The organism is Legionella tucsonensis, assembly GCF_001468035.1.
GTDB classification, from domain to species: domain Bacteria; phylum Pseudomonadota; class Gammaproteobacteria; order Legionellales; family Legionellaceae; genus Legionella; species Legionella tucsonensis.
Genome location: NZ_LNZA01000001.1, coordinates 203,395 through 222,764, shown reverse-complemented (window position 1 = coordinate 222,764; position 19,370 = coordinate 203,395). Strand labels below are relative to the sequence as shown.

Here is a 19,370-nt window from a genome sequence, read left to right as displayed (position 1 = left end):
TTTTCTATATAAAAATGTTGTATCTTTTACTAAAGCTATGATAGCCTGTCTGCAATATGTGATATAATATAAATATGTCACATAGGCAGCAGAATCCTTAGCTGCATTCTTAAATAATATTTTTCCCGGATACCCAATTCAATTAATCAACAAATCAAGTGAGAAGTATGAATCTTAGTGAACTTAAGCAATTGCCTATTGCCGATCTTTTTAATATCGCACAAGAGATTGGTGTCGAGAACCCTTCCCGTATGCGTAAACAAGAAATTATTTTTGCCATTCTTAAGGCGCACGCCTTAAAAGGCGAAGACATCCACGGAGATGGTGTTTTAGAAGTCCTGACGGATGGTTTTGGTTTCTTGCGTTCTGCCGATGGCTCTTATTTGGCAGGCCCTGATGACATTTATGTGTCTCCTAGCCAAATAAGACGTTTTGGTTTGCGTTCTGGTGATACTATTTCTGGTAAAATTCGTCCCCCTAAAGACAGTGAACGTTATTTTGCTTTGTTGAAAGTTGATGAAATCAACTATGATTCACCTGATAGTGCTAAACGAAAAATTTTATTTGAAAACCTTACTCCTTTATTTGCTGCAGAGCGCTTAGTTATGGAGCAAGGAAATGGCAGTACTGAAGATTTGACTGCCAGGGTAGTGGATTTATGTGCTCCTTTTGGTCGAGGACAACGCGGTTTGATTGTTTCCCCCCCCAAAGCGGGAAAAACATTAATGCTGCAAAACATTGCTCGCTCTATAGAAAAAAATTATCCTGAATGTTATCTCATTGTATTATTAATTGACGAGCGTCCTGAAGAAGTAACTGAAATGCAACGTTCTGTAAAAGGTGAGGTGGTTGCCAGTACTTTTGATGAACCTGCAAACCGTCATGTTCAAGTCGCTGAAATGGTGATCGAAAAAGCCAAGCGCTTGGTCGAACACAAACGTGATGTGGTGATTTTACTTGACTCGATTACTCGCTTAGCCCGGGCTTACAACACAGTGATTCCTTCATCAGGTAAAGTACTGACTGGCGGTGTTGATGCCAATGCATTACAAAGACCTAAGCGTTTGTACGGTGCTGCACGAAATATTGAAGAAGGCGGTAGCTTGACGATTATCGCCACAGCTCTGGTAGACACCGGTTCTAAAATGGATGAAGTGATTTATGAAGAATTCAAGGGAACTGGTAATATGGAAATCCACTTGAGTCGTAATATCGCTGAGCGTCGTGTGTTCCCTGCGATTAATATTAATCGTTCCGGTACACGTCGTGAAGACTTGTTATTATCTCCAGAGGATCTTCAACGTACTTGGATATTGCGCAAAATCCTGCAATCTATGGATGAGTGTGATGCAATTGAGTTCCTGCTTGAGCGCATGAAGAATCATAAAACCAATGCCGAATTCTTTGATGCAATGAAACGTCAAGAGTAATTTAAGTATTTTAACTGTCTTAAATGCAGCCTGGGTAAATCGATGCGATCCTGGGGCTGTGCTCACAGCCATTAAATTAAGGGACTTTGTCATTCCCGCGCAGGCGGGAATCTATTCCTGAATCGGCTTTGGTGTTCGATTAGAGTTGGATTTCCGCCTGCGCGGGGATGACAATTTTGCGTAGAACTTAATGGCAGTGAAGCTACTCTAGGGGATTATTAATGAAATACTCTGATCTAAGAGATTTTATTGCACAATTGGAATCACGTGATTTATTAAAACGCATATCCTATCCTGTATCGCCTTATCTTGAAATGACAGCAGTCAGTGATCGGGTATTACGTTCAGGTGGCCCGGCTCTTCTCTTTACCAATACTCCAAACCATCAAATACCGGTTCTGACCAATTTGTTTGGTACCATTGAGCGTGTGGCTATGGGAATGGGTGAAGAAAACATCAGTGCATTGAGAGAGATAGGTAAATTATTGGCTGCTTTAAAGGAACCTGATCCACCCAAAGGATTTAAGGATGCTTTTAATAAGCTTCCTTTGCTAAAACAGGCATTAAATATGGCACCAAAATATGTAAGCGGTGCAGAATGCCAAACTCATGTTTGGGAAAAAGATGAGGTAGATCTTAATTCTTTACCTATTCAAACCTGCTGGCCTAAAGATGCTGCGCCATTAATAACCTGGGGGCTTGTAACCACTAAAGGACCTTATCAAACACGTGAAAACATGGGGATTTACCGGCAGCAAGTATTAAACAAAAATCAATTAATCATGCGTTGGTTATCTCATCGTGGAGGTGCATTGGACTATCAGGCATGGGGAAAAGCTTATCCCGGGGAGCGTTTTCCAGTTGCAGTGACCTTAGGAGCGGATCCTGCAACCATACTTGCAGCCGTGACCCCTGTACCTGATACTTTGTCTGAATATGCTTTCGCTGGATTATTACGGGGGCAACGCACGCGTCTAACTCGATGTATTGGGAGTGAGCTGCATGTTCCAGCGAGCGCGGAAATTATTTTAGAAGGTTATTTGGAGCCTGGCGTTGAGGCACCTGAAGGACCTTATGGGGATCATACGGGCTATTATAATGAAGTACAATCTTTTCCGGTGTTTACTGTGGAACGTATCACCCATCGAGATGCTCCCATTTATCATAGTACCTATACTGGCCGACCCCCTGACGAGCCTGCTATTTTAGGTGTTGCGTTAAATGAAGTGTTTATCCCCTTATTGCAAAAACAATTCCCTGAAATTGTTGATTTCTATTTGCCTCCCGAAGGATGTTCTTATCGTTTGGCTGTGGTCACAATGAAGAAACAGTATCCTGGGCATGCGAAGCGAATTATGATGGCAGTATGGTCGTTTTTAAGACAGTTTATGTATACCAAATTTGTCATTGTCTGTGATGATGATATCGATGCGCGTAATTGGAAGGATGTGATTTGGGCAATGACTACACGCATGGACCCTGCACGAGATACAATCATGATGGAAAATACACCGATTGATTATCTGGATTTTGCTTCACCTGTTTCAGGTTTGGGTTCAAAAATAGGAATGGACGCAACCAATAAATGGCCAAGTGAGACACAAAGAGAATGGGGGGAGCCCATTGTGATGGATGAAGAAATATTAAAAAAAGTCAATGGATATTGGTCCTCTCTGGGGTTAGATAAATGAAGGAAAAAACAATTAAAGCTCTTGTAGAGGAAATTTCACCTTTGACAGACAGCATCATGCGCTTGATTTTAACTCCTGAAAAATACATTGATTATCAAGCGGGACAATATTTGCAAATTCTTTTTGGTGAAGAAGCATTTAGTTATTCTATTGCTAATGCTCCATTAGGATCTCATAAATATGAGCTTCACATTCGCCATAGCTTGGAAAATCCTTACAACCAGAGATTATTTGCTCACATCAAGGAGTATGGCTTTGTGAACATTTGCTTGCCTTTTGGTGAGTGTTCCATTGAACATTTAGATCCGAGACGTCCTATATTATTTATTGCAGGTGGCACTGGATTTGCACCGGTAAAAGCGATGATTGAGCAGTTATTATCTACTTCAGATACCCGAGCTTTTGAACTATTTTGGGGTGCACGTTTGCAAAATGATTTATATCTGGATGAAAAGGTAGCAAGTTGGCAGACTCATGTGAGTCGTTTTAAATATTTTTCTTCAGTTTCTGAAGATAATACTGTACCACTCGCTTCTATTGTACTGAGCAGGCATCCACAGGATCTTGGTGAATGGCAAATAGTTATTAGTGGGCCTTTTGATATGGTATACAGCACACGTGATGCTTTAGTAAACAGCGGCGTTTCCCCCGCTCATTTATTTTCGGATGCATTTAGTTTTGAAGCAAAATAAAGGAGAGTTTTATGGAGAGTTTATATCAAATTCTAGGCCTTATTGGTGCAGGACTGATCATTTTTATTTTGTATCGCGCAATCAAAGGAAAGCCTGAACAATTTAGTAAAGAAAATTTAAACAAAAGTTTTTTTACCATGGGTGTCTTGGCTCTTGTTTTAATCGGCTTTATTGCGCTCTTAGTTTTAATTTTAAGGAATACATAGAAACATGTAATCCGGGCGCCGCCGTATAATGTTTAATGCGTGAGATTTGCACTACTATAATGCCCTTCTTTTTCTTTTAAATAAAAGCGGACATGTGGGTTGTTAATTGGTCTTTGGCTTGTGTCTGCAATGAGCATACACTCTTCGACATAAGTAATTTGACTGCTGTCATCAACCAATAAGCGATACCAAGGATTTCGAGTAGCAAATTCACGTTTATGTGCTTGTGGATTATAACGTCCAGAAGCCTGAAATAAAGGATCAACATCCACTACGATTGCTCTGTAGCGGCTGTTTTTGTGAATCACTAAATCGCCAATATTAAATTGCGCAATTTTATTCATATAAGCCTCTTTTTCAGTCGTCCTGATTAATATATCGGTACAAATGAATGAAACTTGAAGCTTATATAGCCTTCCCCACTAAGCTTTAGACAAGGCGCGAGTGAATGAGGAGAAGGAGTGTATACAAGCCTGATTAATGGCGGCCCTGATGCGACAATCGTTATTTGTTAGCACAGTAAATACACGACTACACGTTTCGATGGTCAGATTGTATGTTTAGGTATTAATTATTTATTTGCTTAAATTGTAAGCCTGGGTGACCTTGTATTTCACCCAGACTGTGCATTGATTTAGATTGTATTAAGACCTAAAAAACCATCTATTTCCTCTAGCGTTTCATCAACAGGAACTTCGATTTCTTTTTGCGCTTCAATTTTATCGAACCAGAAAGATGCTCTTCCAGTTGTCACTTTCGAATAAATCAATTTACCTATTGTCACGAGACTCAACAAGATATTGGCTACAACTGTTGGCCAAGACCTATGTTCACTCATAACATCATCTTGACTGTGTAATCGTGCTTTAACTTTCATTTTAAACTTTTGATAGGCTTCTTTGTCTGGAATCTCATCCTGATTATGATGGACAAATTGATCCACATCTTTTTTAAGATCATCAGCAAGCTTATTTATGATTATTTTTTCATGTTCGGATAGGGTTTCTGCATAAGTTTTTATGCCGGCAATTTTTTCATATAAGCCCCGCATTTTCAGAGCATATTCTTTATATCGACCTTCTTTGGTTTCGAACGTTAAAAGTATTCGTTCCGCTTCTCCAGGAAGATCTTCAATCGCCTCAGGTTTTGCATCTGCTTCCATTAATTTAACTACAATTTTACTCAGAGTAGCTTGCATTTTGACGCCGGGAAATTTATCCGCTTCTGCAGTAATTTTCTTAAGTAACGCTTCACTTTCTCCTGAGTCGATATATGCTTTTAATAGACCATTTTCTGCATCGCCAATTTCTTTAATGAATTGATCGCGAAGATCTCTATCTTCAGAAATCAATAAATCCTTAGCATGATAATGCTTATTCCGATCATTGAGGTACGTGTCAAGCATTCTTCTAAGATCTTCAGCAAGAATGGCACGTTGTTCTTTCCTTTCTTTTTCTTGTTGTTGTTTTTCTTCTTCTTGTTTTTCTAAAACTTTAATTTGTCGATCGAGCTCTGCTGCTTGCTCTGTATGTTCTTTAATTGTAACTGTTTCCTTTTGGATTATCTGTTGATCAAGTAGAACAATTTCACCAGCGAGAATATCTCTTTCATCATAGTTACGCGTTAGTTTTAATTTAAGTCGTTCTAACGTTTTTAAAGCAGATGAAATTTCCTCTAGAGTTTGCTCATCTACGCCAAGAGTATATGCAATGCTATTCGTTTTGCGAGAGACGGCACTTAATAAGTTACGTTTATCGGTTGATTCTAAAGTCCAAGAGTATTTGCTTTTCTCTTCCTCAAGGATTTCCAGTAATAAATCAAATCCTGCATTTTGCGGATTTTTAGTACTCGCAATACCTGATTGATTAGCAAATTTTGCAAGTGTATTTCTGTCATAACCAACAGTTAGGTGCTCTTCAACTTTTTGCAGCAATAAATTTAATTTGTTTGTGTTCTCAAAAAGTTTTTTATTATGCTCCTCTACTTTGCGCAAAGCACCTTCTTGGTTTTGGATGTAGAGCAAAACGGCTTGCTTATCTTCTCTATTTAAATTTACTGAAGAACCGGCATTTATTTGGACTAGACTTAAAGCGGAAGGTACTTCGTGTTCGATGATGGCCTTATTCTTTTGATTAATTACTCCTATGGCCTTTTCTTTTTCACTTTTTTGTTGTTGCAGTTGCAGAAGTTGCTCTCTTTGTACCATAATTTGTTGTTGTTTTTCCAGATACTGGCGGGTTAACTCTTCTTTACTTATCATTTCTTACATCTCACATCTAATGATTAAAACATGGGCATTATAAAGCACATTGACTGATTATTAAATGCCCAATTATTTCATTTAAAAATCAAAAAGTTAAATAAAATAAACTGTCAAAATAATCCCTAGTTCATAAAGAAAACAAAGTGGTACTGCGAGCATGATTTGTGAGAAAACGTCAGGCGGGGTAAGTAACATCCCTACAATAAAAGCCCCAACGATGACATAGGGTCTGATTTTTTTTAGCATCATCACTTCAATGATTTTCAAACGCACCAGCACTAAGCAAATCAATGGTATCTGAAAGCAAAAGCCAAAGATCATAAGCATTCTGGTGATAAAATCCAAAGCATAAGCCATGTCAGGCATATAGCGCACTCCTTTAGGTAATGCGTGCGCAAAAAAGTGAAACATGAACGGTAAAACCAGATAAAAGCAAAATAAAACTCCGGCAAGAAAAAGTATAAGGCTGAAGATTAGAGCAATACGTAGCGTAGTTTGCTCTCTTCGGTAAAGGCCAGGACTGATAAAGCGCCAAAATTGAAATAAAGCAAAAGGAGCGCTTAGTAACATGGCTGCATCAGCGGCGAGTTTTAGTGGAGTAAATACTGGGGATGTTACTTGGGTTGCAATTAAACCTTCTTGGGTTGAAAGAGTATGGAGCAGCGGGTTAACCAATGCTCGATATAAATCGTTAGCAAGAAAAAAGAAAATAAGAAATAAGCTGCCAAACCATATTAAGGTTTGCAATCCACGGCGGCGTAATTCTAAAAGATGATTTAACATGGTTTCTTTGAAAATAGTAAAATTTTTATTCTAACCTTTCCCAGCAACGGCCATTAAGTTAATGGCTATTGATTTCTCTCCTGCCGCATTATGCGCGGTATCCAGTGATCTTTTTAAAAAAGAGTTCAAGAGTACTCTTAAAGAATCGTTATGAATACTTCGCATAAAGCGCAGTACGTAGAGAAATTTTTAAGCTTCGGCAAGCACTTTGCTTTTAAATCCAACTTTTTCTGGTCGAATTTCTCTTAAGCGATTGAATTGATCAACAAAAACTACAGTAGGAATTATATTTACACATTCTTCTTCCAATACTTGGGTAAAGGAAGCGATAATGATTAAATCGCCTGGGGTTACCAAATGTGCTGCTGCTCCGTTCACACAAATTTCAGTAGAACCGGGTCTGCCGGTGATGGTATAAGTTTCAAATCGAGTACCTGCAGTGACGTTCCAGACATTAACTGCTTCATAAGGCAATATGTTTGCTGCCTTAAGCAGTTCCGGAGAAATAGTAATGCTTCCTTCATAATCCAAATCGGCTTCAGTGACACGAGCACGATGAATTTTGGACTTTAACATTTTTCTATAAGCCATAAGGATCTCAGTTTTGTTCATAGTGGCCGAATTTTACACCAACTCGAGAAGATTATGCTATATAAATTTATCACTTGGCTTGCAGGTACATATCTCAATCAGCAAGGGAAAACCAGAGCCCCCTTTGCCTCTCGTAGGCTACTTTTTATTGAGGATGCGCGTTATAATTGGCTTTTACTTTATGGGATGAACTAAGGTGAGGCATAGCCCACGAAAGCGTTTTGGCCAGAATTTTCTACAAAACCGACATATTATTGATGACATTGTCCGTGCAATTAATCCGCAAGAAAAAGATAATATGCTGGAAATTGGCCCGGGTTTGGGGGCTTTAACTCTACCATTGTTGCATCGCTTAAATCATCTATCAGCAGTTGAAATCGATACCGATTTACAACACTATCTATCAGAACAGCCTATGGCGCAAAATAAATTACATTTGATTGCTGCGGATGCATTAACTCTTGATTACAGCCAATTTGGCTCCCAATTACGTGTGGTAGGGAATTTACCTTATAATATTTCCACACCTTTACTCATTCATTTATTGCATTTTACGCCATATATAGAAGACATGCATTTTATGTTGCAAAAGGAAGTAGTAGATCGTATGGCAGCACAACCAGGAAGTAAAGCCTACGGTCGGTTAACGGTGATGCTGCAATATCATTGTGCTGTGGAGCATTTGTTTTATGTTCCTCCAGAAGCTTTTGATCCACAGCCTAAAGTAGAGTCAGCGGTGGTTCGTCTTATTCCTCATCGCGTTTCCCCTTTTGAAAAAGTTTCTGTAGCGCAGTTGGAGCGTTTGGTAGCTAGTGCATTTGCCATGCGTCGTAAAACACTTAATAACAATTTAAAAGGAATAGTAACGGTTGAGCAATTGAGCACTTTCGGTATTGATGGAAGTAAAAGACCTGAACAAATTTCTATTGCGGAATATGTTCAACTAGCGAAATTTATTTCCATTTAGTGTAAAATTAATCATTATGGACATAATTTATCAATTTTGGAGTTATTAATTATTATGGAGATGGCCTTGTTTCATCGTCAACGTCAGCGTAAAGGTTCCTTGTCTGCACACGGTAAATCTTTAAAAGATTTAACACGTATTGTTAATGCGCATCATTTTTTGTCGGAAGACAAGAGGCAGATATTACTGAAAAAGATGAGAATGTTATCTGGCTTGGAAACTGCACGATATGATAGCTTATGCAGCATTCTTATCAATAACCTAGTTCACTATTGCCAAAATTTACCTGAGACAGCAAACAGTTATTATTCCCAGCAAGGTGGATTGGTAGATCATGCACTAAACCGTACAGAAGCCGCGCTGAGCCTTTTTCAGGAATTTATGGTACAGGATCAGCCTGATTTATTATCTGAAGAACAAAAGCTTTGGCAATATGCACTTTTTTCAGCAGCAGTGCTTCAAGGTATTGGTAAATTGTTTGTTGATTACCGCGTCAGTTTTTATGATGCAAACGGTCAATTTTTAAAAGAATGGAATCCTTTACTTGAAAATATGACAAGCACTGGAATTTATTATTTTTACGAGTTTGAAAAAGAACCCGAAATTGAATTTCGACGTCGTCTCAATTTATTGATGGCAAAAACACTAATGCCGACAAGTGGATTTGCTTGGATAGCCTCTAATCCAGAAGTTCTTTCAGTATGGCTTGCGTTATTGAATGAAGATGAGCGCTCTGCGGGTACTTTGGGAGCCATATTAATTCGTGCTGAAGCCATTGCAATTCAACGTTATTTGCTTGAGTTTATGGTAAGAGGTGCTCCTGCTCATAGTGGAGGGCGTTATCGTGCAGGGACTTTTTCTGGTGGTCAGCCAGAAACCTTATTAGAGAAGGAACAGGCCGTAGGGATGGAGTTTATCCAATGGATGATTAAAGCGTTAGATGGCGGCAAGATTATGATTAATAAAGCCCCCTTATTTATGGTCCCTGGGGGTATGTTGATGTGTGCTGAAATGTTTCAATTATTTGTACGTGAACATCCTGAATATAAGAATTGGCAAGCAGCGCAAAATGGATTTTTATCTTTGGGTTTACACAATCGCGCTGCTGATGGCGGTGTGTTAAGTCGATTTGAAACGGGTAAACAAATGGAGACTGGGATTGTATTTTCCAAGTATACTCTTGCTTTACCTGAGTCGGTAAAAGTAGTTCACCCAAGTACTGGAAAAGTAGAATCGATGTCTGCTACGGAATTGATTCATAAAGCACAATTTAACAGCCAGGCTACCCTGCAGCAAAACATGAGCTTGGCAGGTTCGTTGCAAAAATTGGATGCAGCCGGGAAATGGCACGCAGTTGAAAACGAAGGGAGTGCGCTAAGACCAGGAGCAAAAAAAGGTGCCTGATTATGCAATTGGTGATGTGCAAGGTTGTTATGAGCCTTTGCAACGACTGTTGGAGCTAATCGATTTTGATGACAAAAGAGATTGTTTGTGGTTTGTTGGCGATTTGGTGAATCGAGGCCCTGAGTCTTTAGCTGTTTTGCGTTTTGTTAGTGCCTTACCCATTCCACCAAGAGTGACTTTAGGTAATCATGATTTACATCTGCTAGGCTCATTATTTGGTGGCAGACCGTGGAAAGGGCATGATGACACTTTGCACGAAGTGATAGACGCTGTTGATGGTGAAGCTTTAGGTCATTGGTTAAGGAAGCAATCCATTTTGTATCACTCACCAGAACTTAAAGTGGCGATGTGCCACGCTGGAATTTGTCCATTATGGGATTTTTCACAGGCAATACAACACGCTAAAGAGCTTGAAGAGGTGCTTTCAGGTGACAGTTATTGTGATTTTTTATCGCATTTATATGGTAATCAACCCGATATATGGTCTGATGATTTAAGAGGAGTGGACCGACTGCGGGTAATTACCAATTATTATACGCGCATGCGTTTTTGTGATGCACAAGGACGGCTCGAGTTGGGCTATAAAGAAACTATTGCTCAAGCGCCAGCAAATCTTTATCCTTGGTATGAAGTACCGCATCGTAAAGAAATTGATGTGGATATTGTTTTTGGGCATTGGGCCGCTTTAATGGGGAAATGTCCCAATCCCAAAATTCATGCAATAGATACAGGATGTCTTTGGGGTGGGCAATTAACTGCATTACGTTTGCAGGATATGCAACGATTTGCAGTCTGGAACAAAAAATGATGTTAGTGAAATACTTTAACTCCGTATGCTCATCCTACATGTCGCGGCTTGTCCGCGGGATCCGGGAATCTTGTAACAGCATTGGCTCCCGCGGACAAGCCACGGGACGTAGGCAAAGAAGAGCCGTTACGTTTTTCTTACTCTGTTGCGTGTTAGGATTTAATGCTTGGTCGCTTTCCACCACTGAAGATTTACAGGTAAAACAAGCAGAAGAACGATTACAAAAAGCGATAGAGAATCCTGAGTTTATGTTGCATAACTGGATAGAGTTGCCAACTTCTCCTGCAGCCCGCAATAAAATTGTACATCGCTTAAGTATAAGAGAGGCAATTTTATTAGCTTTACGCTATAACCCTAATATTCAAAATGCTGAACTGGATCGAATCGTACAACGTTATCAATTGCGTTTGGCCAACAATCAGTTTGAACTCCAATACGCGTTAGGGGCTTCTGGGGTAATCCAAAAAAGTAAGTTTAATGGAGTGGGTACCAATGCAACACGTACATTCTTAGCCAGCCCCGAGTTTAATTTGAAAACAAAACTTGGAACAACAGCTAATTTATCGATAAATAATAATGTCAATGATAATAATAACTACAATCCTGTATTGAATTTTTCCTTAACTCAGCCTTTATTACGTGGCTTTGGAAAAGCAGTAAATGAAGCAGCGCTTTTAGATGCCAAGGACAATGAATGGTTAAACAAATTAAATTTACAGCAATCGGTCGCGGATCAGGTCACCCAAGTCATTATGGCTTATCGAATGCTTATTTTAAGCGGGAATAATTTACAGAATCAGCGCTTGCAGCTAAAAGAAGCAAAAAAATCGTATGGAATTAATGAAAAGAAGATAAAGGCAGGTCAATTAGAACCAACTGGCAACATCCAGCAATCCTATCAAATTGAATCGTTAAGTTTAATGGTAGAGCAGGCGGAGAATGATTTTCAAACTGCATCGCAGGATCTCTTGCAGATCATTGGCCTTGATCCAGAAATGCATATATCAGTCCCTAGCGATGTTGCTTTAGATAAACTTGCAGCTCCTGATTTGCAGCAGTCCATTGAGCAGGCATTGAATCATAACACCGTTTATTTGGCACAAAAAATGACATTACGTGCTGATGAGCGTGCATATAAAGTGGCTAAAAATCAACAGCTATGGCAATTGGATGTGTCAGGCAATGTGCAAAGTGGTGTTTTAAATGATGTGACAGGCGTTAATGGAGGAGTGAGGGGCATTTACAATGGAAATAATATAACCGAGGCAGCTCGTTTGACATTAACTGTGCCGTTGAATGATATCAGTCGCCGCAGTCAATTAATTAATGCTAAAGTGCGCTTGGAAAAAGACCGGCTAAATTTACTTGCAACAAAACGTGCATTAATAACAAATATAACCAATACCATAAACAATATAAGAAGTTTGGCAAAACGTTATCAATTAGCATTAAAACAAGTAAAACTGGCAGAGCAATCTTATGCCTTGGAAAAGAAAAAGCAACAAGCAGGTATATCCAGTGCATTGGATGTAAACAACACGCAGAACCAGCTGATTCAGGCGCAGACCGGATTAATTAATGCAAAAATTGCATATCTTAATCAGATATCAAACTTACAAAGGACTTTGGGAACAACGCTGGAGCAGTGGCAAATTAAATTAAGGTATGGTGGATGAATAGGTATTTAAACACATCAAAAGTCGTCATTTTATTATTAATTGGGTTTCTTTTATCCTCATGTGGTCATCATGAAAAGAAAAAAACGGTTGCGTTACACCAATATAGAGTTGAAGAACAGGCAATCCATAAAACCTTGCATTTTACAGGAACGGTTCAGCCTTTACATGAAAATACTATAGCCAGTCCAATGGAAGCAGTGGTTGAAACAATGAATTTTCATTATGGGCAAATGGTCAAAAAAGGTGATGTAATTTTAACGCTAAACTCAACTGAGTTACAAAGGCAGTTTAATGACACTTTAACAGAGTACTTAAAGGCCAAAGACAGCTACACTATAGCAAAAGCCAAATTTGTTGGGACACAAGATTTATGGGACTCAGGTTTATTATCCAAAAATAATTACATGAGTGAAAAATCAAATGTGGATACAGCTCGGGTTACTTTAATGCAGTCTACACGTAAGCTGACTGAAATGTTAGAAAAACTTGATGAAAATAGTCCAAAAAATTTATCTGCATTAAGTTTGGCTGATTTTGATAAGATAAAAAAAATTTTGGCAGCCAAGCATAATGTGATTCATTTAAAATCACCTAGGGATGGAGTGCTCCTATACCCTCCTAAAGCGGGCGAGGATAAAAGTGTACGTGTTAGCGTGGGCTCTGCCGTGAAGTCGAGTCAAGTCATTGGATTGATTGGTGATTTATCCGGGATCAGCATCGAAATTGATGTCCCAGAAATCGATATAACTCAAATTCAAGCAGGCATGAATGCTGTAGTGAGTGGAGTCGCTTTTGGTAAATATCCATTAAAAGGGCAATTGGTTGCAGTGAATGCCCAAGCATCAAATAACAATGGACTCCCCTTTTTTACGGCCGTAGTTGAAGTTAAGAAATTGACCCCAGAGCAGCAAAAATGGATCAAAGTAGGAATGAGTGCATCCATTGAATTAAGTGTAGATAATGGCAAGCAACTCATCATACCTATTGCTGCGATAAAACGAGAAAAAGGACAAAGTATTGTTAATTTGCAAAACGATTCAGGCGCTATTGTAAGGCGAGTTATAACAACAGGTGCGGCGCAAGCAGATTCAGTTGTCGTTGAGACCGGTTTAAAAGCCGGTGATGTGGTGGTTTATGGGTGATCTCGTAATCAATTCAAATACTTTGTCTGAGGATTCAAGTATTCTTGAAAGACTTTTTCATCCTGCGATAAACCCGAGGCATAGAGGTGATGTTAAGAAGACTCAGCAATCATTAATGGTGCTGACGGATGTTGTAAAAACGTATCATCTCGAAGGAATTAGCAGTACCATCTTAAAAGAAGTATCGCTTACGGTATATGAAGGAGATTTGCTTGCTATTGTAGGCGCGTCTGGCTCAGGTAAATCTACTTTGATGAATATTATGGGGCTTCTGGATAAAGCAGATGCAGGAACCTACTTACTGAAGAATCGCAATGTTGCTGCTTTGACAGATGATGAGGCAGCAGAGCTGCGGAATCAAAATATCGGTTTTGTTTTCCAGCAATTCAATTTATTACCAAGGTTTAGTGCCATGCAAAATGTGGCATTGCCTTTAGTATATCGAGGCGTTGGAGCTGCCGAAACTAAAGAGAGGGTGCTTACTGCGCTTGAGCGAGTAGGAATGAACCAATATGCACACCACAGACCTACACAACTATCCGGCGGACAGCAACAACGGGTTGCTATTGCCCGTGCTTTGGTTACAGAGCCGCAAGTGATTTTGGCAGATGAGCCTACCGGAGCGCTTGATTCACGTACCGGTAATGAGGTAATGAATTTATTTTTAAGTTTACACGCCCAGGGGCGTAGTATTATCATGATTACTCATGATGAGCAGATCGCTGCGTTATGCCAGCGAAAAATTACTCTTGTGGATGGTGTCGTTATGGCGGAGACCGGGCTATGAATCTTGCCGGACATTTCCAGCAAGCCTTGGTTAATTTAACCGCTGCCAAATTGCGTTCCTTTTTGGCCGTTCTAGGAATTTTAGTAGGTACGGCGGCTGTTGTTGCGTTAATTAGTTGTGGTCAGTTAGCTACAGAAAAGGCATTAGCTCAATTCAAAGCTCTAGGTACGGATTTATTGGCAATTTCTGTCTACCCAAAAACGACAGATAAATCTTCTGGAAGTATGGAGTCAATTTCTGCAGATCAATGGGAACAGTTACCAGAGCGAATACCTTATATTGTCGATATGGCGCCTTATAGCACCGCATATCAACCTTTGAGTTTTCAGGGAAAATTAATGCAGGGTGCAGTTATAGGAGCTAATGAGCATTTACCAAAAATTGTTCATATTAAACTAGCAGCCGGACATTTTGTTTCTTTTGTTGAGTCTTATGAGCATTATTGTGTGATTGGTGCAGGTTTAGCGCGGCAAATCAAAGAAATTAGTTTTGATGATCCAATAGGAAAACAATTACGTATAGGACAATCTTTATATACGATTATTGGAGTGGCCGAACCCTGGAAAGAAAATGGTTTTTTCAATGAAGACATCAATCAGGCGGCAATTATTCCATTGGCTGGGATTAGTATGATCAGCAAGGATGCCAAAGTAAATAATGTGGTTTTGGAGTTGAAACCTGATAGTCCCATAGATGAAGTGATTGAAGAAATAAAACAAATTATTGGTTCAATAGCTCCCAAATTGAGTGTTTTTTCTCGTAGTGCAAAACAAATTATTGCCAGCATGGAAAACCAGGGACAAATTTTTACCTTACTGCTCGGTGTAATTGGCGGTATTTCGCTTTTAGTGGGTGGAATTGGCGTAATGAATGTCATGTTGGTTTCCGTGAGCGAGCGAAAAAAAGAAATTGGTATTCGTAAAGCTGTGGGGGCCAAAAATAGCGAAATTCAAGCTTTATTTTTAGTAGAATCGGTTATGCTTTCTTTGTTGGGAGGCATACTTGGGGTAATTTTAGGATTAATTTTTACACGTATTTTAGCATATTTTAGCGACTGGAATTTTTCAATCTATCTTCTTCCTCCCGTAGCAGGTTTTTTGGTATCAGCCGCCACTGGAGTTTTCTTTGGTTTTTATCCTGCACGACGTGCTGCAAAATTGGAGCCGGTGGTTTCCTTGCGTAGCGAGTAATGCGGCATCAGGGCTCTGGCGTCACTTACCGTGTATCTTCCAGTTCTTACCCTTAATTGTGTATAATTTTTGTCTGGGTGAGCTAGAAGGTAAAACTACAATTAGTATAGGAATAGTTAGCGTTTCTCTATTTTATTTATGCTAATGATGTGGATGAATTGATTTCTGCAGCAGATAAACATTATCTGAAGCGAAAAAAGCTGGGAAAAACCAAATACACTCTCTATTAATTAAAATGATTCAGAATATTTAAGAGAAATTTTTTTCATAATTTCTTCAATGGGCAAACCCATAACATTGTAGTAGGAGCCTTTTATTTCTTTTATGAATGTATCATATACATTCTGGATACCATATCCGCCAGCCTTATCAAAAGGATCTCCTGTATCAATATAATTTTGTATATGTTGCTCTGTAAGCGTGTGAAAGGTAATGCTGCTTGTTACACAATCAATCCACCACTGTTGTTCTGGTAAAAAAATTAAAGCATAGCCTGTATAAACCTCATGAGAATTGCCACTTAGCATGCTTAACATTCTATATGCATCTTGGTGGTCGCGGGGTTTTTCTAAAATATGCTCCTGGTAAGCCACTGTTGTATCGGCTGCTAGAATTATGTCCGCTGCACCCACTTCGACTTGTTCTAAAATAGTTTGAGCTTTTTCTCTGGCAAGCCGAGTGACATATATTTTAGCTTCCTCGTCTTTTTGTGGAATTTCTTCAATGTTGGCAGGCATAACAACAGCAGACAGATCGTGCTCTTGCAAAATGTGCAAACGTCTTGGAGAAGCGCTGGCTAGAATAATTTTTAATAGACGATTCGGTTTCATAAAAAATAGAGTTTGGAGTTTAAAGCATATTATAAATTCTATAATTATTCATTCAAAAGTTTAAGATGAGTCAGACTTAAAAATTATTATTTTTGGGGTTTGCCTTGCTGCTTCTAGATTATAGATATCTGAAGTTTTGATTCTATTGCACTGAATTTATAAGTATTTTATGATGAAAAAATTCTTTTCATTTAAATGGATTTGAGAATGTTAAAAAAATCTTTGCAAGTGATAGCCTTAACTTCAGGCATTTGTTCTTTTGCTTTTGCTGATACAGCAGCTCCACCACAAACTAATTCTTCAAATACGTCTTCTTCTGTAGTACCTTCCAGTTATTCACCCGTAGTGATTCATGAGACTTTTGCAAGCATTTTGCAGCGTATGAGCAGCGAAAAACAAGCGATTAATGATCGGCAGCAAGAACTATTAAAACAGCGTTATGATTTGAGTAATAAACCTTCTAAAACAACAAAGATGTCTAATGGAAAATCGGTACAAGAAGGTGTTCGAGTGAAGTTGCCTGAGGGAGTAACATGGGAGCAGCTTGCCAAAATGAGTCCCGAGGAGATTAAGAATAAAGGTCTTTTTCCTCTGGGATTTTTACCATTACCCCATCCTAATCATCCTGAGGGCGGGATGCTATTTCCCAAGTTTTTTATTGATGAAATTAAAAAACAAGAAGACAGAGATTTGACACGATTTGATTTGGATTTTGATATTCCCGATCATTTTTTACCGCCCCATCCTGCACCGATTTATTTAGTTACCAGACCTGATCTTGGAGATGTTTCCCACGGTAAACTGGTAACCATTGAAAATTATTATGAATTGTTTAACGGTTTATTGAATCCTAAGCAATTGGAAGGTTTGCGTTTATTAGTCACTCCATTCCCACAACAGCAGTTTAACCAAACTGAAGATCGGCGTACTGTAAAGCCCAGTCGTGGAGTTACCTGTTTTGATTGTCACGCGAACGGCCATACGAACAAAGCAACACATTTGGTTGGTGATATTAGACCCCAGGAGTTTCGCCATCGTATCAATACTCCAACATTACGCGGTGTAAACATTCAAAGATTATTCGGGTCCCAACGTGCATTAAAAACGGTGGAGGATTTTACTGAATTTGAACAAAGAGCAGCCTATTTTGATGGTGATCCTGTGATTGCGACCAAAAAAGGCGTTAATATTTTGGAGCGTGGCAGCCAAGTTCACTTCATGTCTGAATTTCAGGAAATTCTTGATTTTCCTCCAGCACCTAAATTGACTTGGGAAGGTAAATTGGATCCTGCTAAAGCCAGCCCAGCAGAATTACGTGGACAGGAGTTGTTTTTTGGCAAGGCAAAATGCTCTAGTTGTCATGCTCCTCCTTACTACACTGACAACACCATGCATAATTTACAAACAGAACGATTCTATCAACCACAAATGATTAATGGCATGAAAGCAGTTGGTGATGGTTCTATAAAAACATTTCCTTTGAGAGGAATTAAAGATTCTCCGCCTTACTTACATGATGGCCGTTTGTTAACTTTGGCAGATACTGTAGAGTTTTTTAACTTGGTATTGCAATTACAGTTAACTCAAGAAGAAAAAGCGGATTTAACAACATTTATGGAAGCCCTTTAATACTCAAGGTATAATCCTTTTGTGTTGGTATTCTGGGTTGTTGCCTATAGCCGTCTTAATAAAAAGCGGATGTTATCATTTCTGCGAAGGCAGAAATCCATCTATGATTGCGCATATTACCAATATAAAATAGGGCCCCGCCTGAGCGGGGATGACAAATTTACTTGCGAAATTGGGTAAAATGAAACACTAAATACTCTTAGCTTGACGGCGAGGGTATAGTCAGGCTATCTGTTTCATGATAAATGGTCTATCTTTAAATATTGAGATGGCAAGTAGGTAAATAAAAATCAGGGGGAAAGGCTATGAAAAAATGGGGACTTGCGATAATCGCATATGTTCTGGTACATCATGTTGCCTTCGCACAACAGAATTGGAATGCTTGGGTTGCTGGAATTAGAGCAGAGGCATTACAACAAGGAATATCACCAGAAGTTTTTGATGAGGCATTTGCAGGAATCCATGAACCAAGTCATCAAATTAAAGGATTTTTACGTTCTCAACCAGAACATCGACTCACGTTCATTAAATACCGCAATACACGTGTTGATAATTATCGGATTGCTATAGGACGCAAGGAATTCAAAAAGAACCAGGCAGTATTAGAGGCTGTAGCCAAGCAATACGGTGTAAATCCGTGCTTCATCGTTTCATTTTGGGGAATGGAAACCAGTTATGGTACTTACATGGGCAATTTTCCCGTAGTAAAAGCTTTAGCTACCTTAGCATACGACTCCAATCGTAAGGAGTTTTTCCGTAAAGAGTTATTCATTGCCTTACATATCCTGAATGGGGGACATGTGAGTCTCGCTGATTTCAAAGGTGAGTGGGCGGGCGCCTCAGGCCAACCGCAATTTTTACCTTCAAGCTGGGTGAAATATGCTGTTGATTATGATGGTGATGGACGAAAGGATATTTGGAGAAGTAAACCGGATGTCTTTGCTTCAATTGCAAATTATATGAAGCAAAATGGATGGCAAACAGGTGAACCCTGGGCAATCCAAGTCAAATTACCTCATAAATTTGATATGGCTATGGAAGGAAAAAAAATTGTAAAACCTGTGAGTGAATGGAATGCAATGGGTGTGCGTACTGAAGAGGGGGAGCTATTACCGTTCCAAAATCTGCAAGCGAGTATTGTTCGGCCATTAGGCGGCCCAACTTTCTTAACCTTCCCAAATTATAAGATGATTTTACATTATAATAATTCCATTTATTATGCAGGAGCTATAGGTTATTTAGCAGATAAAATCTGCCAAGGACAACATAGATAGACAT

Annotated in this window: 18 protein-coding genes; 13 read left to right on the top strand and 5 right to left on the bottom strand. The window is 39.2% G+C overall.

Translation table 11 applies throughout. The features are described 5' to 3' along the window. Positions 1-167: 167 nt before the first annotated feature. The 4 genes from rho to Ltuc_RS00970 all read left to right on the top strand — a co-directional run bounded on the left by rho (position 168) and on the right by Ltuc_RS00970 (position 4,019). Positions 168-1,430: a transcription termination factor Rho gene (gene rho / locus Ltuc_RS00985; RefSeq protein WP_058519504.1), complete on the top strand. Its 1,263-nt coding sequence runs from the start codon at positions 168-170 to the stop codon at positions 1,428-1,430. Between the two features lie 221 nt (positions 1,431-1,651). Then, positions 1,652-3,121 (top strand): 4-hydroxy-3-polyprenylbenzoate decarboxylase, encoded by a 1,470-nt coding sequence (gene ubiD, locus Ltuc_RS00980; protein WP_058519503.1) that lies wholly within the window; start codon positions 1,652-1,654, stop codon positions 3,119-3,121. Next, positions 3,118-3,813 (top strand): NAD(P)H-flavin reductase, encoded by a 696-nt coding sequence (locus tag Ltuc_RS00975; RefSeq protein ID WP_058519502.1) that lies wholly within the window; start codon positions 3,118-3,120, stop codon positions 3,811-3,813. Before ubiD ends, Ltuc_RS00975 begins: the two co-directional genes overlap by 4 nt. Before the next feature lie 11 nt (positions 3,814-3,824). Continuing rightward, positions 3,825-4,019 carry a hypothetical protein gene (locus Ltuc_RS00970; RefSeq protein ID WP_058519501.1) on the top strand — a complete coding sequence of 65 codons (195 nt, stop codon included), beginning with the start codon at positions 3,825-3,827 and terminating at the stop codon, positions 4,017-4,019. Between the two features lie 32 nt (positions 4,020-4,051). Here Ltuc_RS00970 and hspQ read toward each other — a convergent pair whose 3' ends face one another. From hspQ to panD, 4 genes are all read right to left on the bottom strand, one after another. Beyond that, positions 4,052-4,363 (bottom strand): heat shock protein HspQ, encoded by a 312-nt coding sequence (hspQ, locus tag Ltuc_RS00965; protein ID WP_058519500.1) that lies wholly within the window; start codon positions 4,361-4,363, stop codon positions 4,052-4,054. Between the two features lie 290 nt (positions 4,364-4,653). Then, complete coding sequence (locus Ltuc_RS00960; RefSeq protein WP_058519499.1) at positions 4,654-6,279, bottom strand: hypothetical protein; 1,626 nt, start codon at positions 6,277-6,279, stop codon at positions 4,654-4,656. 96 nt (positions 6,280-6,375) lie between these two features. Then, a complete protein-coding gene (tatC, locus tag Ltuc_RS00955; RefSeq protein ID WP_058519498.1) occupies positions 6,376-7,065 on the bottom strand; it encodes a twin-arginine translocase subunit TatC in 690 nt (229 codons plus the stop codon). Positions 7,066-7,254: 189 nt separating this feature from the next. Then, positions 7,255-7,656: an aspartate 1-decarboxylase gene (gene panD, locus Ltuc_RS00950; RefSeq protein ID WP_058519497.1), complete on the bottom strand. Its 402-nt coding sequence runs from the start codon at positions 7,654-7,656 to the stop codon at positions 7,255-7,257. A 196-nt stretch (positions 7,657-7,852) separates the two neighbouring features. On the opposite strand from panD, the gene rsmA reads away from it, so the two are divergent. The 7 genes from rsmA to Ltuc_RS00915 all read left to right on the top strand — a co-directional run bounded on the left by rsmA (position 7,853) and on the right by Ltuc_RS00915 (position 15,633). After that, the gene (rsmA, locus tag Ltuc_RS00945; RefSeq protein WP_058519496.1) at positions 7,853-8,623 is read left to right on the top strand and encodes a 16S rRNA (adenine(1518)-N(6)/adenine(1519)-N(6))-dimethyltransferase RsmA; all 771 of its coding nucleotides are present in this window, start codon (positions 7,853-7,855) and stop codon (positions 8,621-8,623) included. A gap of 54 nt (positions 8,624-8,677) precedes the next feature. Beyond that, on the top strand, positions 8,678-10,027 hold the full coding sequence (locus Ltuc_RS00940; RefSeq protein WP_058519495.1) for a conjugal transfer nickase/helicase domain-containing protein: 1,350 nt from the start codon (positions 8,678-8,680) through the stop codon (positions 10,025-10,027). After that, positions 10,020-10,835 (top strand): symmetrical bis(5'-nucleosyl)-tetraphosphatase, encoded by an 816-nt coding sequence (locus Ltuc_RS00935; protein ID WP_058519494.1) that lies wholly within the window; start codon positions 10,020-10,022, stop codon positions 10,833-10,835. Before Ltuc_RS00940 ends, Ltuc_RS00935 begins: the two co-directional genes overlap by 8 nt. Continuing rightward, positions 10,832-12,511, top strand: a complete 1,680-nt coding sequence (locus Ltuc_RS00930; RefSeq protein ID WP_238584046.1) for a TolC family protein — start codon at positions 10,832-10,834, stop codon at positions 12,509-12,511. The genes Ltuc_RS00935 and Ltuc_RS00930 overlap by 4 nt, the downstream gene beginning before the upstream one ends. Beyond that, positions 12,508-13,656 carry an efflux RND transporter periplasmic adaptor subunit gene (locus tag Ltuc_RS00925; protein ID WP_058519492.1) on the top strand — a complete coding sequence of 383 codons (1,149 nt, stop codon included), beginning with the start codon at positions 12,508-12,510 and terminating at the stop codon, positions 13,654-13,656. Before Ltuc_RS00930 ends, Ltuc_RS00925 begins: the two co-directional genes overlap by 4 nt. Positions 13,657-13,771: 115 nt before the next feature. Next, the gene (locus Ltuc_RS00920; RefSeq protein ID WP_058521559.1) at positions 13,772-14,443 is read left to right on the top strand and encodes an ABC transporter ATP-binding protein; all 672 of its coding nucleotides are present in this window, start codon (positions 13,772-13,774) and stop codon (positions 14,441-14,443) included. Next, the gene (locus Ltuc_RS00915) at positions 14,440-15,633 is read left to right on the top strand and encodes an ABC transporter permease (RefSeq protein WP_058519491.1); all 1,194 of its coding nucleotides are present in this window, start codon (positions 14,440-14,442) and stop codon (positions 15,631-15,633) included. Before Ltuc_RS00920 ends, Ltuc_RS00915 begins: the two co-directional genes overlap by 4 nt. Positions 15,634-15,863: 230 nt before the next feature. On the opposite strand, the gene Ltuc_RS00910 is transcribed toward Ltuc_RS00915, so the two are convergent. Beyond that, positions 15,864-16,463, bottom strand: a complete 600-nt coding sequence (locus tag Ltuc_RS00910) for a Maf family protein (RefSeq protein ID WP_058519490.1) — start codon at positions 16,461-16,463, stop codon at positions 15,864-15,866. A gap of 207 nt (positions 16,464-16,670) precedes the next feature. Between Ltuc_RS00910 and Ltuc_RS00905 the strand changes: the two genes are divergently transcribed. Both Ltuc_RS00905 and Ltuc_RS00900 read left to right on the top strand, forming a co-directional pair. Further along, positions 16,671-18,092 (top strand): hypothetical protein, encoded by a 1,422-nt coding sequence (locus Ltuc_RS00905; protein WP_058519489.1) that lies wholly within the window; start codon positions 16,671-16,673, stop codon positions 18,090-18,092. A 305-nt stretch (positions 18,093-18,397) separates the two neighbouring features. Continuing rightward, positions 18,398-19,366, top strand: coding sequence for a lytic murein transglycosylase (locus tag Ltuc_RS00900; RefSeq protein WP_058519488.1), 969 nt, complete (start codon positions 18,398-18,400; stop codon positions 19,364-19,366). Positions 19,367-19,370 lie beyond the last annotated feature (4 nt).

What these genes read in the sequence shown, in the direction of transcription:
- panD (WP_058519497.1), bottom strand. Translation starts at nt 7,656, where the DNA reads ATGGCTTATAGAAAAATGTTAAAGTCCAAAATTCATCGTGCTCGTGTC.
- rho (WP_058519504.1), top strand. Translation starts at nt 168, where the DNA reads ATGAATCTTAGTGAACTTAAGCAATTGCCTATTGCCGATCTTTTTAAT.
- Ltuc_RS00905 (WP_058519489.1), top strand. Translation starts at nt 16,671, where the DNA reads ATGTTAAAAAAATCTTTGCAAGTGATAGCCTTAACTTCAGGCATTTGT.
- Ltuc_RS00975 (WP_058519502.1), top strand. Translation starts at nt 3,118, where the DNA reads ATGAAGGAAAAAACAATTAAAGCTCTTGTAGAGGAAATTTCACCTTTG.
- Ltuc_RS00970 (WP_058519501.1), top strand. Translation starts at nt 3,825, where the DNA reads ATGGAGAGTTTATATCAAATTCTAGGCCTTATTGGTGCAGGACTGATC.
- Ltuc_RS00960 (WP_058519499.1), bottom strand. Translation starts at nt 6,279, where the DNA reads ATGATAAGTAAAGAAGAGTTAACCCGCCAGTATCTGGAAAAACAACAA.
- Ltuc_RS00940 (WP_058519495.1), top strand. Translation starts at nt 8,678, where the DNA reads ATGGAGATGGCCTTGTTTCATCGTCAACGTCAGCGTAAAGGTTCCTTG.
- hspQ (WP_058519500.1), bottom strand. Translation starts at nt 4,363, where the DNA reads ATGAATAAAATTGCGCAATTTAATATTGGCGATTTAGTGATTCACAAA.
- Ltuc_RS00915 (WP_058519491.1), top strand. Translation starts at nt 14,440, where the DNA reads ATGAATCTTGCCGGACATTTCCAGCAAGCCTTGGTTAATTTAACCGCT.
- Ltuc_RS00920 (WP_058521559.1), top strand. Translation starts at nt 13,772, where the DNA reads ATGGTGCTGACGGATGTTGTAAAAACGTATCATCTCGAAGGAATTAGC.
- Ltuc_RS00910 (WP_058519490.1), bottom strand. Translation starts at nt 16,463, where the DNA reads ATGAAACCGAATCGTCTATTAAAAATTATTCTAGCCAGCGCTTCTCCA.
- ubiD (WP_058519503.1), top strand. Translation starts at nt 1,652, where the DNA reads ATGAAATACTCTGATCTAAGAGATTTTATTGCACAATTGGAATCACGT.
- Ltuc_RS00930 (WP_238584046.1), top strand. Translation starts at nt 10,832, where the DNA reads ATGATGTTAGTGAAATACTTTAACTCCGTATGCTCATCCTACATGTCG.
- Ltuc_RS00900 (WP_058519488.1), top strand. Translation starts at nt 18,398, where the DNA reads ATGAAAAAATGGGGACTTGCGATAATCGCATATGTTCTGGTACATCAT.
- Ltuc_RS00925 (WP_058519492.1), top strand. Translation starts at nt 12,508, where the DNA reads ATGAATAGGTATTTAAACACATCAAAAGTCGTCATTTTATTATTAATT.
- tatC (WP_058519498.1), bottom strand. Translation starts at nt 7,065, where the DNA reads ATGTTAAATCATCTTTTAGAATTACGCCGCCGTGGATTGCAAACCTTA.